This is a genomic window from Borrelia hispanica CRI (assembly GCF_000500065.1).
Taxonomy (GTDB): Bacteria; Spirochaetota; Spirochaetia; order Borreliales; family Borreliaceae; genus Borrelia; species Borrelia hispanica.
In genome coordinates, this window is sequence record NZ_AYOU01000041.1 from 1 (window position 1) to 15,920 (window position 15,920).

Annotated in this window: 9 protein-coding genes and 5 pseudogenes; 3 read left to right on the plus strand and 11 right to left on the minus strand. The window is 29.1% G+C overall.

All coding sequences use genetic code 11. The features are described 5' to 3' along the window. Nucleotides 1-157: 157 nt before the first annotated feature. From U880_RS0101110 to U880_RS0101165, 10 genes and pseudogenes are all read right to left on the minus strand, one after another. Nucleotides 158-583, minus strand: a complete 426-nt coding sequence (locus U880_RS0101110) for a hypothetical protein (protein WP_024654433.1) — start codon at nt 581-583, stop codon at nt 158-160. 114 nt (nt 584-697) lie between these two features. Next, complete coding sequence (locus U880_RS0101115) at nt 698-1,933, minus strand: hypothetical protein (protein ID WP_024654434.1); 1,236 nt, start codon at nt 1,931-1,933, stop codon at nt 698-700. 212 nt (nt 1,934-2,145) lie between these two features. Further along, nucleotides 2,146-2,739 (minus strand): annotated as a pseudogene (locus tag U880_RS11300) (variable large family protein); the annotation flags it as partial. Nucleotides 2,740-3,404: 665 nt separating this feature from the next. Then, a pseudogene (locus U880_RS09785) lies at nt 3,405-3,938 on the minus strand (variable large family protein); the annotation flags it as partial. Between the two features lie 193 nt (nt 3,939-4,131). Beyond that, nucleotides 4,132-4,266 carry a variable large family protein gene (locus tag U880_RS12005; protein WP_407637742.1) on the minus strand — a complete coding sequence of 45 codons (135 nt, stop codon included), beginning with the start codon at nt 4,264-4,266 and terminating at the stop codon, nt 4,132-4,134. 2 nt (nt 4,267-4,268) lie between these two features. Further along, nucleotides 4,269-4,788: pseudogene (locus U880_RS10720) on the minus strand (variable large family protein); the annotation flags it as partial. Nucleotides 4,789-5,106: 318 nt separating this feature from the next. Further along, on the minus strand, nt 5,107-6,075 hold the full coding sequence (locus tag U880_RS11050) for an Mlp family lipoprotein (protein WP_024654437.1): 969 nt from the start codon (nt 6,073-6,075) through the stop codon (nt 5,107-5,109). Between the two features lie 271 nt (nt 6,076-6,346). Then, nucleotides 6,347-6,710: pseudogene (locus tag U880_RS10730) on the minus strand (variable large family protein); the annotation flags it as partial. A gap of 250 nt (nt 6,711-6,960) precedes the next feature. Further along, nucleotides 6,961-7,109 (minus strand): annotated as a pseudogene (locus U880_RS11650) (variable large family protein); the annotation flags it as partial. 281 nt (nt 7,110-7,390) lie between these two features. Then, on the minus strand, nt 7,391-9,004 hold the full coding sequence (locus U880_RS0101165; protein ID WP_024654439.1) for a peptide ABC transporter substrate-binding protein: 1,614 nt from the start codon (nt 9,002-9,004) through the stop codon (nt 7,391-7,393). 147 nt (nt 9,005-9,151) lie between these two features. Between U880_RS0101165 and pepD the strand changes: the two genes are divergently transcribed. Together pepD and U880_RS0101190 are read left to right on the plus strand one after the other, a co-directional pair. Further along, nucleotides 9,152-10,570: a beta-Ala-His dipeptidase gene (gene pepD / locus U880_RS0101170; RefSeq protein ID WP_024654440.1), complete on the plus strand. Its 1,419-nt coding sequence runs from the start codon at nt 9,152-9,154 to the stop codon at nt 10,568-10,570. A 1,349-nt stretch (nt 10,571-11,919) separates the two neighbouring features. Beyond that, the gene (locus tag U880_RS0101190; protein WP_024654441.1) at nt 11,920-13,173 is read left to right on the plus strand and encodes a replication/maintenance protein RepL; all 1,254 of its coding nucleotides are present in this window, start codon (nt 11,920-11,922) and stop codon (nt 13,171-13,173) included. A 309-nt stretch (nt 13,174-13,482) separates the two neighbouring features. Here U880_RS0101190 and U880_RS0101195 read toward each other — a convergent pair whose 3' ends face one another. Beyond that, entirely contained in the window at nt 13,483-14,259 is a 777-nt protein-coding gene (locus U880_RS0101195; RefSeq protein WP_024654442.1) for a hypothetical protein, read from the minus strand. Nucleotides 14,260-14,664: 405 nt separating this feature from the next. Here U880_RS0101195 and U880_RS0101200 point away from each other — a divergent pair. Further along, on the plus strand, nt 14,665-15,920 hold a 1,256-nt coding region (locus U880_RS0101200; RefSeq protein WP_024654443.1), incomplete at its 3' end, for a plasmid maintenance protein.

Here is a 15,920-nt window from a genome sequence, read left to right on the forward strand (position 1 = left end):
CTCTATTTTTTAAATTAACATGCTCAAAAAGTTCTGATAACATTATGAGACCACGCTCACCACACCTCAAAGCTTGACAAATAAAGAACTATAACTATTTTGTCCTTTAATCTAATAAAAAATACGTGTTCAATCTCCAATTGACATCCTATCTCTCTCATTGAACATACAACGCCCTATTAAATCTCATAAATAATTTCCTAACATTAGAATATGTTTCCACAAAATAACCAACAAAATTCACAAATACACACCTAAATTGCAAATCTTCTAATTCAGACATATGTTCTATACCCACCTTAGACGTACCTGCTAAATCTCCTAAACATCTTTCCACAGCATAAATTGGCATACTATTTCTCTCATTTACCATCTGCTCTAAAAATGCATCCATAGCACCAACCCTTGCTATATCTATCGAATTACCATCATGCAAATATGCTAATCTTTTATCTGTAAATCTATTTAAAGTTACTTTTAAATAGAAAGTAATACCGTATAAACATAAGAATAACTTGTCAGTCAAATCTCTATACAAGCCTCTATTTTTTAAATTAACATGCTCAAAAAGTTCTGATAACATTATGAGACCACGCTCACCACACCTCAAAGCTTGACAAATAAAGAACTATAACTATTTTGTCCTTTAATCTAATAAAAAATACGTGTTCAATCTCCAATTGACATCCTATCTCTCTCATTGAACATACAACGCCCTATTAAATCTCATAAATAATTTCCTAACATTAGAATATGTTTCCACAAAATAACCAACAAAATTCACAAATACACACCTAAATTGCAAATCTTCTAATTCAGACATATGTTCTATACCCACCTTAGACGTACCTGCTAAATCTCCTAAACATCTTTCCACAGCATAAATTGGCATACTATTTCTCTCATTTACCATCTGCTCTAAAAATGCATCCATAGCACCAACCCTTGCTATATCTATCGAATTACCATCATGCAAATATGCTAATCTTTTATCTGTAAATCTATTTAAAGTTACTTTTAAATAGAAAGTAATACCGTATAAACATAAGAATAACTTGTCAGTCAAATCTCTATACAAGCCTCTATTTTTTAAATTAACATGCTCAAAAAGTTCTGATAACATTATGAGACCACGCTCACCACACCTCAAAGCTTGACAAATATCGATCAATTGCTTATTTCTTGCATCCTCTTTTGTAATTTTACCTTCCTTTACTGCTGCAATATCTAGAAAGCCGTTGTAATTTTTTTCAAATGAAAAGAATTCAAGTGGTAACGATGCAAGAAATTTCATCTCCGAAGAAATAAAGTATGATACTCTCATACACTCTCTTTCTTCATCTGAAATCATTCTTTTTAGTTGTTTTACTCTATTAACAAGTCTATTTACAAGAAAAACACGATTTGACTTAACAGCATCCTCACCTTGAACATCCGGCCTTTCTTCCAATAACTTTATATATGAATTTCCTATCATATTCAAATCCTCTTTTTCTAAAGATTTTACAATAGGATACTTGATAAAAATACCTGAATTCCTTTCAATACTTGATAAAAACTCATCCATCGGAATCCCATATTGCATTCTAATCTTTTTTATGTTTCTTAACAATTTATCATTATCACTTACATCGAAATTGATTGTACCAAGCGTATTTTTTAAAATACTAATATCATCTTCCGATACTACAGAATTGTCATTAAAATCCGAACCTACCATCATACCTAAATCTAATGCTCTTGACGACAAATCTAATACTCCAGATACCCCAGATAATGCCGTTGAAAACACACTTCCTAATAAAAAACCTGTATCACTGCTTGGCTTCAAATCAGCAGCATCATCGCCTTGGGGTGGTTTTGTAATTCCTCCTTGAGCACAAGACATCAAAGCTACAATACATATACATAATAATATATTATTTTTTATCAAAAATTACTCCTTTTTTTTAAAATTTACACATACACTTCTTGTAAAAATAAATATGTGGTATATACTTATAAGTATATATTATAAATATAATTATTAATAGGTTTAATTAACAATATTCACACAAAAAATATATAAATATCAGTATTTTATTTAACCTTTGCATAAAACATTTAAAATGTATATTTGTATATTAAGTATTATCTTATTAGTATTTACTTTACTTGTGCATCATTACTATCATTCTGATTAAGAGCACCATCTTTGATCTTAGTATCTACCATTGCCCATGAATCAGCTTGAATTACTACATCAGCTAATTTAGAACCAGCTCCTTGATTGGCAGAACCACTAGCAGTAAGAACAGCAGGGGCATCAGCCGGACTAGCAGTATTCACTTCACCACCAGGATTCCCTTTTGTAATTTGTATACCAGAATTAATAGCAGATTCAATTATTGCTTTAACTTCTTGAATAACAGCTTCAACACTCTCTTTATGAGCAGCTACTGCAGCACCAGCAACATTATCACCAATAGTAGTATTACCAACAGCCCCAGCAAGTTTAGTTACAGAATCAATTAAACTTGCAATCATTTCATTAGAACCTTGAATAACAGCTTCTACTCCTTTAGTATCAGCATTAGAAGTAGAAACTATTTGTTTTGATAATTCATCTAATTTATTCTTAGTATTTTTTAATCCATCTCCAATAGTTTTAAAATATTTCCCAACTTTGCTTCTATTATCGTCAGATTTAACAGCATTAAATCCTAATGCATTTCCAACAGCACTCCCAAACCCAACAAAAATCTCCTGAAACCCTTCTCCGATATAAAGTAAAGATATTGGGAGTTAAGCTCTTGGTATCTTTTATTTTATAGTGTGTTAAATGTAGATGTATTGTTTTATGTGGTTAATTTATTATTTGTGGTTTTTAAATGTTCTAATTAAAAATATTCAGTTTATCGTATAAAATTGTACAAACAAAGATATTACCAAGCTTCTTACCTAAATTCTTAAAATGATTTCCTACGTCTTCTTTCTTTGTAGTTGTATTCAACATTAAATCACTTTTCTACTTTGTCTCTTTTTCTTTATTTCCATTTTTCATCACCCTCCTATTTTTTTGCATGTTTTATTAAGACTAAAAGGCAAAACTAATAAAAAGCAAACAAGGGCAAATCAAATATTGCTCCTAATAACTTGTTTACCGCATCTATCCCTATTGCTATGAATCATCCGCTGCTTCTTCCAATTCCTTTGATACATCACATTATAAAAAATAAGCTTTTATCTTTATTTGAAATACACTAGTCATTTGAAAAAATTGAATGACAATCATCTATATTTTTGATTATAATGTAAAAAAATATACTAAAAGGAGTAAGAGGAGAAGAGAAGGAGAGGTTGAAAGTTTAAGCGAAGTATTACTGGAAGTAGGAAAAAGTGCAGAGATTTATTTAGTTAATATACTTACCTGCAGCATTGTTATCTCTTGCACTATTACCATCTTCTGCCTTCTTATTATCCCCTGCTTCTGCACTTCCTACTCCTTCAAGTACTATTTCCACTATTCCCTTAATTCCCTTGACTAGCTTATCAACCTCATTACCTACAGCACCACCATTATTCTGCGCAGCAACATTGCCAATTAGATCACTAGCATCTCCAATTGCCTCACTCGCTGTCTTTGCTCCTTCTATTATCTTATCTAGTTTACTCTCAACTAATGTTTTCACCGCACTCTCAGTAGCCTCAGCATTTGGATTCTTTTCTTTCTTCATCTCACTAACAATTTTATTAAGTCCATCCTTTATCCCTTTAACAGTCTCGTAAACTTTCTTAAAATAATTTCCAACATCGGATTTTCTAGAATCGACCTTCAATCCTAATACACTCCCTACCATTTCCCCAAATGACGTGAAAACATTCAAAAATTCATTACTCAATCCCACCATTGACTTCAATAACCTATTCTCAACACTCTCCTTACTCTCTCCTACTCCTATACTAATTCACCTACTAATTAGACTTAACCTCACCATTAATAGTTTTTTCTACTTTTTTTATAGCTTTTCTAACAAGGATTAGAAGAAAAAAATATGCTTTATATAAAATATTATTTATATAACATACACAACACTGCAAATAAAAAAAAGAGAGCTTTATCGCTCCCTTTGCCAATATTTCTATTTAATCTTACTGCTGACCCACTGCTTTTGGCTCTCTTGCCTTATCTACTTCTTGCTTTACCTTCTCTAGTACATTCTTTACTGTCTTTTTAACTATTTCTTCTATTGCTCCTAATAAATTATTTGCAGCTGTTATTCCCACTCTTTATACACTATCTTCAATTCTTCTGTACCTGCTGCAACTCCCTGCTTGTTATCACTCTTTACCTCACCCACTAAACTAGAATCACCTATCCCTTTTAATGATTCTAAATGCCCTTTTAAAGTCGCTAAAACTCCCTTAGCTGTATCAATTGCTTGTTCTTATTGCCTTATCAAATACACCATCTTTATCAACACCTGCCGATGCTTTTACTGCTACTTTCTCTAATTCTGCTGATGCTTCTCCAAGTTTTGCACCTAAACTGCTAAAATATTCTCCTACATCACTCTTCTTAGTAGTTGATTTAGCAGTAAATCCCAATACATCCGACACTAATTCCAAAAATGTATAAAACGCATTCTCTGCACTCCTCCCTACTTCCATTAATACTTCACTTAAACTTCCCACTCCTCTCCCTTCTCCTCCTAAAGCTCCTTCTCCTCCCTTTACTCCTCCACTATTACATCCCATCACCACCATTATCACCATCATTATCATTATCCCTTTTACCCTTCTTTTCATTCTATTCCCCCTCATTATCTCTACTCTCCTTCTCTTCTCCTCTCTTTCTTCCCCTTCTCTTTTCCCTACTATTTCCTCTAATTTCATTTTCTTCGCCTCCTTGTTTGATTTTTGTGAATACTAAAAGGCAAAACCAATAAAAAAACAAGGGTAAATCAAATTAATGATATGATTTACCTAAACATAATTCATATAACGATACACAATTACTGTACATTAAAATAAGAAAATAAGAGAGCTATATCTTGCTCTCTTATCTGCCTTTATTTATTAAATTATCCTAAATGTTACCGGCTCATCTTCTATATTATATTAATACTAATTTTTCCAACCTACATGAGAAAGATCCTGATTTGTAAGTTCATATTTTATATTACTTAAAAGAGATTTCTTGGCTTCTGTTTTACTAAAATCTATATTCCTAAAACCTGCACGTATAACAGTACTAAAAAAATTATATATATAATTTTTAGAATTTTCACCATATATACCACCCCTACTAAGATCTGTTATACGGTTACTTTTGTCTCTCAAAAACATAAATTGCTTTTCATACCATTTAATGGCATTTTTTATATATAGATCAATATCTTCATTGGATGCATGAATATTCTTTTTACCTATCAAAAAATTATAAGCCTCAGTAAAAGCCCCTACCAATTCTTTTTGATAACTAGGATCATCGTTAACCCACATTACAAAAAGACCGTAATTATCTGCTATTTTCTTATATTCCAAATGATTATTATCATAAGCCTCCTTCAGGGGTGACAAACCTTGTTCTACAAATTTACTACCATACTCACCACTATATCTTTTTAATACGTTAATTTTCGTTTGTGGATAATATAATACATGCCTATATGCATTTGTAATCCCATTAAATGCTCTCAATAAACTACTTAACATCAATCTCTCTTCATTAGTTAAAACAATTTTTTCTTGCTTATCTTCTTCCTCCTCTTGAACTATTTCAACCCCTTGTAAAATTTGAACACCAGAAGATACTACTGTTGTTGTATCTTCATCTGATTCTAACACAACAGAATCTTCAACACCAGGATTTACTTTATCATCTGATTCTAAAACAACAGAATCCCCAACATCAGGTTTTACCTTATTACCGACAATAGATTCATCTACTTGAGATTTAGATACAAACCTACTTGGCCTTGAACTTAGACCTAGAAATTTACTTATAACACCACCAGATAAAGCAGCATCATTAACACCAGCATTACATCCTATGATCATTATAAATGATACCATACCCATTATTTTTTTCATAAATAACTTCTCCCTTCATAATTCACTCTAAAGCAAATATCAACATATTATAAATACTTATTTAGATAAAGTACATTATAACAACAATTTTACTATTATTAAATATACAAATATATATTGTAATTTTAATTGTAGGTTATGAATACAATGAGAAATTTCTATTCAAACTAAAAAGAAATTTTAAAGAAATAAAAAACTTTTTAGAAAAAGCATTTTCAAAAAGATAAAACAACGCAACAAAATAGGTAAATTAAGTTATAATTTTAAAATTTATATTTGTTTTTAATGTGTTTAAAGTAGCCTTAGCTGAATCAACCGCTCCTCTAACTTCTTGGGATTTAGAACTATCTGCTGCTTTTTTTGCTACATCTTCTAACTCTTCTGATGCTTTCCCAAGTTTCACACCTAAACCCTTAAAATGATTTCCTACATCCTCTTTCTTTGTATCTTTATTCACTTTAAATCCCAATACATCTGACATTAACTCTATAAATGCATAAAATACATTCTCTGCACTCCTCCCCCACTTCCATCATTGCTCCACTTAACCCACTCCCGTCTCCTCCTGCTGCTCCTTCTCATCCCTTTACTCCTCCACTATTACATCCCATCACAAACATCATCACCATCATCATTACTTCTTTTACTCTCTTTCATATCTCTCTTCCTCTTATTATTTCTCCTTTTCGTCTTATTTCTTTCATTCTTTTCGCCTCCTTATTTTTATTTATTTATTTCTTATTTCTTAGCTTATTTGCTTGTCTCCCAACAACTAGAAGCAAAAAAATAAATAAATGATCCTCATAAAAAAAAGAGCCCTATCGCTCCTCTCCTATCTGACTTTTATTATCATTATTCAACACAACATATCTATAGAATTAATCTCTAATTCCCCTGCACAGTAAAACCATTTTCAGAACCTCCTACTTGTTTAATCTCTACTAATGTCTTATCAATTTCTTTTAATCCCAAATCCACTGTATTCCTGATTGCCATTGTAAGTGTACTGAAATTTTGTTTACCGAACTTGCTGCTACTTGCGCCTCTATCCCATCACTCAAATTACTACCAAACAATTTACTTATTGTCTTTTATTGATCACCATTGATCTTAGTAGCTATATGCATTATTAATTATTACATTGTCTGATTTTAAATACAGTGCTTCTTCAACATAAATTAAAACTATTTTCTTTGAAAAAATAAATGATTACATAAATTAAACATCCTACTGATAAATAAGAAATACCAAAAATTCGTTAAGAATTTTTGGTATTTCTTATTTATCAGTAAAAAAACAGATTAAAAAAATCAAACTATTTCACTAATTTTATCAAAGACAATTCATAATTCTCTAATAAATTTGGCTGCCATCCAGTCCATTTATCATTTCTAAACATATAGTTTGCAGACTGAATATATATTGGTGCAATTGGAAAATCCTTTTCAACTATTATTTCTTCTGCTTTCCTTAAAATATCTTGTCTCTTAATAGAATCTCTCTCAAAATCAGATTCAACAAAAAGTCTATCATACTCCTCATTTGAATATTTATACGATGAAATATACGATTTACTACTTGTAAAAATGAATAATATAGATGTTGGATCCCCATAAGGACCTACCCATCCTGCTCTTGCAATATGAAAATTACCAGAATGCCTATTACTCAAATAAGTTCCCCACTCCTGATTTTCAAGAACAACATCAATATTTAAAATACTCTTCCATCCATTCTGAATAAATTCAGCTACTTTCTTATGTAATGAATTAGTATTATACAATAATTTTAATTTAGGAAAATTGCTACCATTAAGATACCCAGCTTCAGCCAATAATTCCCTTGCATATTTAGGATCAAATAAAAGCAAATCTTTATCATAAGTATAATGCTCATAATTTGGGGTTGCAGTTCTTGTAGGAATTGCACCATTAGCAATCACTTGCTCTGTTATAGTTTTTCTATCAATAGCTAATGTTAAAGCCTTTCTAATTCTAACATCATCAAGAGGTTTTACAGTCACATTAAAAGGATAATAATAAAGAGCATTAAAAGGGCCCTCATAATAATCATCTCTTAACTTAACATCTTTAATTAAATCAACAGGAATAGTTTGATTAAACATAAAATCTATTTCACCATTTTGATACATATTATAAGAAGTAGTGGCATTGTCAGTGGTAAAGAATGTAATCTCATCTATTTCAACATTTGATACATCATAGTATCTAGGATTACGTTCAACTGTAATACTCGAACCAGGAATTCTCTCTTTGAGCTTAAAAGCACCACTAACAACAATATTTTCAGGATTAATCCATTTATCACCATATTGCTCTATCACGTGTATTGGTACTGGTATAAACACTCTATAAATTAATAAATTTAAAAAATAAGGTTTTGGTGATTCTAAAACAAATTCTATAGTTTGATCATTGATAGCTTTAATTCCAAGTTCAGATTCCGATACTTTGCCCTCAAAATAAGCTTGACCATTCTTAATCACATCTCTAACCTCATCAGCATAAGGGGCATGAGAATCTCTATTTAAAACTCTAAGATAAGATTTTTTTATTCCTTCTGCTGTAATTGGAACTCCATCACTCCAAACAAGATTATCTCTTAAATTAAATGTATAAACTTTTCCATCGCTAGAAACATTCCAACTTTTCGCAAGTCCAGGTTTATACCCGCTTGTTTGGGGGTCTGTTCTCACAATTCCCACAAACATCTCATTTATAATCTGAGTTCCTACAGTATCTTTATTGAACTGAGGATCAATTGACGTAGGTTCTGCGCCCAAAGCCACTTTAAACACTACAAGATTATTTTTTTTATTATTATTTCCCTTGCTCTTTAAGTCATATTTACTGCTACAAGCAAACATAAAAACTAATAATAATAAAAATAAAAAAAATCGAGATATCATAGTCTCTCCTCATAAAAAAAATAAAAATAAAACTTAATCCATTAAAATCAAAAAATATAATGAAATTTATGTCATTAAGGTATAGTCTTAAATATATCGCAATAATATGATTTTATCATTTTAATAATGATGAGGTAAAAAATCAATATGGAAAATATTGTAATTAAATATTTTAAAGAAATATCTAAAATTCCAAGATGTTCTGGAAATCTTAAACAAATCAACAATTATATTAAGTCTGAAGCAAAAAAATTTGGACACTATTTTAAAGAAGATGACGCATATAATATTTTAGTCAAAATAAAATCAAACAATAACAACAAATATCCTGTAGCTATCCAAGCTCATACAGACATGGTTTGTGAAAAAAACGATTCTAGTACACATAACTTTAAAAATGATCCGATTAAAGTGCTAGAAAAAGACGGTTACTTGGTAGCTGATGGAACCACCCTGGGAGCTGATAATGGAAACGGAGTCGCAATGTTACTGAGTCTGATGAGCGAAGCTAATAATTTTACTCATCCTGAACTAGAACTAATTTTCACTGCAGATGAAGAAATTGCTCTAGATGGTGCTATTGCATTTGATGCAAGCGAATGTAAAGCAAAAAGTCTTATTAATCTGGATGGAGGAAACGAAGGCAATTTTACCATTGCTTGTGCAGGCTCTAGTATAATTGAAATAAAAGTCTCACCAACCTATATACATACTCAAGATAATATGATAGTAGAGCTTCTATTCACTGGGCTTAAAGGAGGACACTCTGCCGGAAAAATTCATAAAAATTTAGGTAATGCTTTAAAATTAACATTCTTCTTTTTAAACAAACTTAAATCAAAAATGAAATTCAAAATTAGCGATATTTCTGGTGGAGATAAAAGCAATGCAATTCCACGAGAAGCAAAGATTTTAATAATAATTGACAATAAGGATCTTAGTTTACTAAAAAATGAAATTAATTGTTTCATTAATGAGGTCAAAATTATGCATGATTTAGAGCAAAATTTTGAAATTATTATATCTGAAAAAACTTTTAACGGAAAAATTTTAGACTTTGAAAGTCAAGACAAACTTTTAAACATGGGAATGGGTCTTATTAATGGTCTTTGCAAAATGGAAGATTATGATAAACGGGTTGTCAGAACTTCTCTTAATTTCGCCAGTCTCAAAAATTTAAATGACGAATATATTTTCACTTTTAAAACGAGATCTTTACTGGAAATCGAAAAAGAATATCTTTTCATGCATTTAAAAGCTATTAGCAATTTGGCAAAAGCACATATCGAAATTACTAATGATTATCCATCTTGGACATCATCTAATGATAACAAACTTCTGTATCATTTAACAAAAGTTTATCAAGATCTATATAAAAAAGATCCCAAATTACATATAACACACGGAGGAGTTGAAACTGGTATATTAGCTGCCAAACTTGGAGGTATTGATGCTATTACCATTGGTCCTGATGCTGATTATGCACACTCTCCAAAAGAAAAGCTTAATATCGAATCCTTTATTCGTGTTTATGATTTTCTTAAAACATGCTTAGAAAAATTTTAACAAATAAGTTATTTATTAAAATTTTTCCTTTCAAATAAACCATATGGGTTGTTTAAATTATAATTTAAACAACCCATAAAAAACAAAAATCTACAATTCCAAACTTCACATTCAATGTCACTAAAATACTTATAATCATAATTTCCAGCCTAAAACATTAATAATCCATTATATAACTACAAATATAAGTTTCATTATGTTGCGGACAAAACATCAAATTTAATTAAAATTTAATTACCATTTCAATCATCAAAACTCTTGAAAAATGTAATATATCCTCCATACCCACTATTACCATCATTACCTGCAGACTTTGTAAACAAATCAAAAATATTTGATTTGTTTACTCTCTTTTACTATTACAAATATAGAACAAATCATACCTTTAATTCACATATATATTATTTATATTATTATATTATTATCACCACAGCAAGGATCCATTCATTTCCTCTTCTTTCTCCTCATGTTCAATCCAATCCTCAAGACTTTTATCCGATCCATTTCTTCATCTCTAAACTTTTTTTTAAAAGGAAATGTCATATCTCTCATAATAAAATAAGACCCTCTTAATAGTAATAAGATACTATACTAGTATAACAAACTAACATGTTATATTTTAATCTCCTTAATAATTATTACTATATTAATAAATATAATCTAAATGGCAACAATCATTTATTACCATTTAAATATTATAAAAAAACAAAAATTTTAGTTGCACTTAGTTATTATATCGTGCTTAATTATAAATTCTCATAATTAAGCATTGATAAATTAGTTAACAAATAATTATTGTCATAAATATTATGTCATATATGAATAATTAAGTTAAACTTTATAATCAATGCTTTACTGGATATCATACAAAAGCATTCTTTAAGCGAAAATCATAAATTAATAATTAATATTTACTTGATCTTGTTCAAAATAAGTTTCATCTCATTAACTATAGCTATAACAACAATACATCTAGCGTTAACGTCTTTGGACTTTTCTTCAAAATATGGTGGCACTTTATTCAGATCAAAAATTTCAATCACAACACCTCCTCCTCCCCATCAAATTTAGTCATATACACATATATCAAACTAAAATTTATAAGTATTTATAATTAATATTTTATTGAATTTTATACAAAAGCATTCTCTAAACGAAAATTATATAAAGATTCCAAGTACACAACAAACTAATTTCAATACAGTATATTACAATACATTCATCAACATACAATACAGAACAGTACATAAATAATATCAATACAGCACAACTTTCAAGACAGTACAGTACAGTACAATTATTAATTATTTTTTAATTATGTAGTAATATTTATATAGGAGCTTTAATAAATGATCAATAAAAATAATAATCATAAAAAAGATAAATATACAAAAAACATTAATGTTGGGTTAAATATTGTAAATGTTTGGAAAATTAAGTTTGAATTTTTTGTTCACAATACTTGGTTAATAATGTCTGCTTTACTGTTACTTTTTTTCAATGTACTGCATTCTCATAAAGGAATTTCAAATTATAATGTTGGTGGTCATTACAAACTATATTTCACATTACCATTTACAATTGTCATTATTTTAGTACCATCCTCAATATTGTTGTATTTTTTATATTTATTAAGAAAGCATTCTCAAACTTCAGTATTTGTGTTTTTAGAAAAAATAGCAATACTTATATTGTTAGTAATAGGACTTGTAACACAGTCTGTAAGTTCATGGATGAGTTTTGAAAGTTTCTTTAGCGTTATATTCGAAAATAACATTCTAAGAATTAAACAAAGTAAAATCGAACAAAAGCAAAATATTTTCAATCGACTATCCGAAAAAGAAAAAATGATCAAAGATGAAATAGCTGATATTGATATTCAGATCAAAAATAATAAAGATCGCATAGAATTTGCCAAAAATAAACACTTAAATTTGGACTACACATATAAAACTATGAAGCAAGATTATATGAAAGAAATTGAGAATGCAAAAAAAGAAAATAAGGATTTGTTTGCGCAAAAGAATGAATATTTGAAGTCACTGGATGATTTAAGATCTCAATTTGATAATTTAATTGAAACAACAGATTCATATAATGATAAAATTAAGGCAGCCAATGTGTTAGATGGAACATCTGTTGTCATTGATAGAAATGATTATCTTAATATCATTTTTGTTTATTTGTTATTATTATCCTCTATTTGTTTAGATATATTCCTAGCAATGGTATTTTGTATAATACAAAACTCTTACAATAAATTTTATGAACAAAAATTACTATACTCAACACAATTGCCAAAAAGCATTAAAGTCAATTTACCAAATATTAGGAAAGCTAATATTTTGAAACAAAAAGTTCAATATAATTGTAAAATCTCTAATTCAGACTCAAAAAAAACACATAAAAAAATTGATAATGATAAATTAATTGCATTTATGAAATCTAACTTAGAAGACGATAATCGTACTATAAAGTCATTGCGTAAAATTAATCAAGATACAAATCTATCTAAATATACAATAAGCAAATATTTATCAGAATTAATGAACAGGGGTTTAATTATAAAAGAAAATCAAAGATTAGTGCTTAATAAAGATTAATACTTAAGTACCAATACAAACTAAATTCATCAAAAACTGATTTATCCTAATCATTTTTCACTTTATCCACTTTCTCATTAAGTCTATCTATCGATCAATAGCTAATCAAAAATTCATTTGATATGAGTTTTTTGTATATAACACACTTCTTAAGAGCTGATATCTTTACATTATCTCTAATAATGATATATGGAGCTTTGCATAAAAATTTCAGGGTTAAACAAGCTTTGATCTTGGTCTGAATACACATAGACAGACTTGATGAAAAAATACATAAAGTTAAGTTGATACACACAAATTATTGTCTTTCTATGAAATTCCTAAATACTTTCCTAAAGTCACAAACATTTGTACTACAAAATATGAAACAGCAAGTGTAGCAATAACTGTCAAAGATGAAACCAATTGACCTTTAAATCCTAACTTACCTTCAATAAATCCTAACTTACTTTCAATAAAAGTTAGTCTAGAATTAATTTGCCCTAAATCACTCTTAACAGTCTCTATCTTGTCATCAAGTTTATCTATCTTTTCATTAAGCCTACTTTCAATCCCATCTATCTTTGCATTTAAATCACTCTTAACAGTCTCTATCTTGTCATCAAGTTTATCTATCTTTTCATTAAGCCTACTTTCAATCCCATCTATCTTCGCATTTAAATCACTTTTAACAGTCTCTATCTTGTCATCAAGTTTATCTATCTTTTCATTAAGCCTACTTTCAACCCCATCTATCTTCGCATTTAAATCACTCTTAACAGTCTCTATCCTGTCATCAAGTTTATCTATCTTTTCACTAAGCCTACTTTCAACCCCATCTATCTTCGCATTTAAATCACTCTTAACAGTCTCTATCTTGTCATTTAAATCACTCTTAAGCATATTTATCTTATCATCCAAATAATGAAAATTATCCATCATTCTATCTTGAAGAAGATCAAACTTCTCTTCAAGAACATAATAACTGATAATCTGACCATCAAATGATATATTATGATAATCCTTTTTAACTCTCTCAGACTTAATTGAACTTTTATTTATTGGATTATCATCAATTACTTGTTCTTTTGTTACAGCAACATCCATATTCAACCTCTATTACACTCTTTACATTATAATTCATTGTAACATAATAAGCTTTCATTACTCATTATACCCATTTAAAAAAGAATAAGACCAATAGCAAATAATATTATAACACATGTAATAAAGACTCAAAATTGAATTTTAATGATTCACACACTCTAAAAATTATTTTGGCTTACTACTTTTACCACTGAAAGATAATATCTACACTAACATTATCTTTAAATAACATCACAAGCAAAGATTTTATAAAATCTGATACTAAAAAAGTTATGCATAAAAAAATCACTCTCACTTCCAAACTAGTCAAGAGTGAAATATTTGTATATAATGGTATACAAATAAGAGTCCAAAGATTCTTTTTGAGAAAAGAAAATCCAAACTTTGGACACAAAAAGAAAACTTATGTCAAGTATAACAAAAGATAATAAGAATTTCAAACCTAAAGACCCAAAAGGTCAAATAAATACAATATTAAAAAGCCTTGTAGAACTAAATATTTATAAAAATTCCCATAATACTCAAACAATACGAATGTCATATGTTAAATTACAAATAAGCAAAATGCTTAAACGATACAAAAGATTGCTAAAAATTTACTGGACAATAAATATCAAAAATACAAATTATAAACTATCAAAAGGCATTGAAGAATACTCAGCAAGTGATATCCAAAAAATAGTAATTAAACTATTAGAAAATGATTCTGCAAAAAAAGTATGTAAGCGAACACTTGAAAGAGATGTAAAACTCTTAAATGAAATGGGATTGATAAAGTCTAAAATTAGAAAACTTGGTGAACAAAAAGGAAGTATTGCTCACTATGTACAAAACATGGAACTTGCTCATGTACACAAAGATATAATTCTAGAATACCTCATACAATTACTTAAAGAAAATCTACATGATAAAAAAATCATCGGTGATTTTGATGCAGACATAAAAAATACAACTTTCAATTACACAAATCTTGAAAAGTTTGGAATACTATCTAAATTCAAAGAATGTAAAAGTCTCATCGAAATGTCGCATGTGGAAAGTCCGGACGTTATTAATAAAGCTAATATAAGCAATATAAAAAAAGAGAATTCTAAGAACTCTTTAGAGAAAAACTCTGTGAAAAATCTTTCATGTGAAAAACCAAAAAATGTGGAAAAGAAAAATGAAAAAGTGCAATTTAAACGAATTGGCGTAAAAACTAGACTGATAGAAGTGCACAAAATAAGCAAAAACTATATGCAACAAGTGAAAGAATTGAGCAACAACGATTCAACGTACATAAACGCCCTGCTAAATTTGGAGACTGCCATAAATGAGTATGGGAAAGAATATGACATCGAAGATATTTTGAAACACTTTCTAAAGCAATTTGGCAACAGGTACAAGTACAAAGTGTGGATGATGATGAAAAGAACAGATGGCGTAATAAACGACTATGAGCTCATATGGGAGGGTCGATTCAAAGATTGGTACTCGCACAAATATAAGAAAAATTACACGACGAAAAAAGAAAAATATGGCGAAAAAATAAGATTAGCAAGCAAAAATTTTGAATTTCATGCGTCAAAAAATATGAAAGACGAAGAAGAAGAAAAAAAAGAAAAAGAGAAAGCAGAAAAAGAACGCAAACTGCAACTCAAACGACAACAAGAATATATAGA

Bases quoted from the DNA above. Each gene is read 5' to 3' on its own strand.
- U880_RS0101195 (WP_024654442.1), bottom strand. From the start codon at position 14,259: ATGGATGTTGCTGTAACAAAAGAACAAGTAATTGATGATAATCCAATA.
- pepD (WP_024654440.1), top strand. From the start codon at position 9,152: ATGGAAAATATTGTAATTAAATATTTTAAAGAAATATCTAAAATTCCA.
- U880_RS0101110 (WP_024654433.1), bottom strand. From the start codon at position 583: ATGTTATCAGAACTTTTTGAGCATGTTAATTTAAAAAATAGAGGCTTG.
- U880_RS11050 (WP_024654437.1), bottom strand. From the start codon at position 6,075: ATGAAAAAAATAATGGGTATGGTATCATTTATAATGATCATAGGATGT.
- U880_RS0101190 (WP_024654441.1), top strand. From the start codon at position 11,920: ATGATCAATAAAAATAATAATCATAAAAAAGATAAATATACAAAAAAC.
- U880_RS0101165 (WP_024654439.1), bottom strand. From the start codon at position 9,004: ATGATATCTCGATTTTTTTTATTTTTATTATTATTAGTTTTTATGTTT.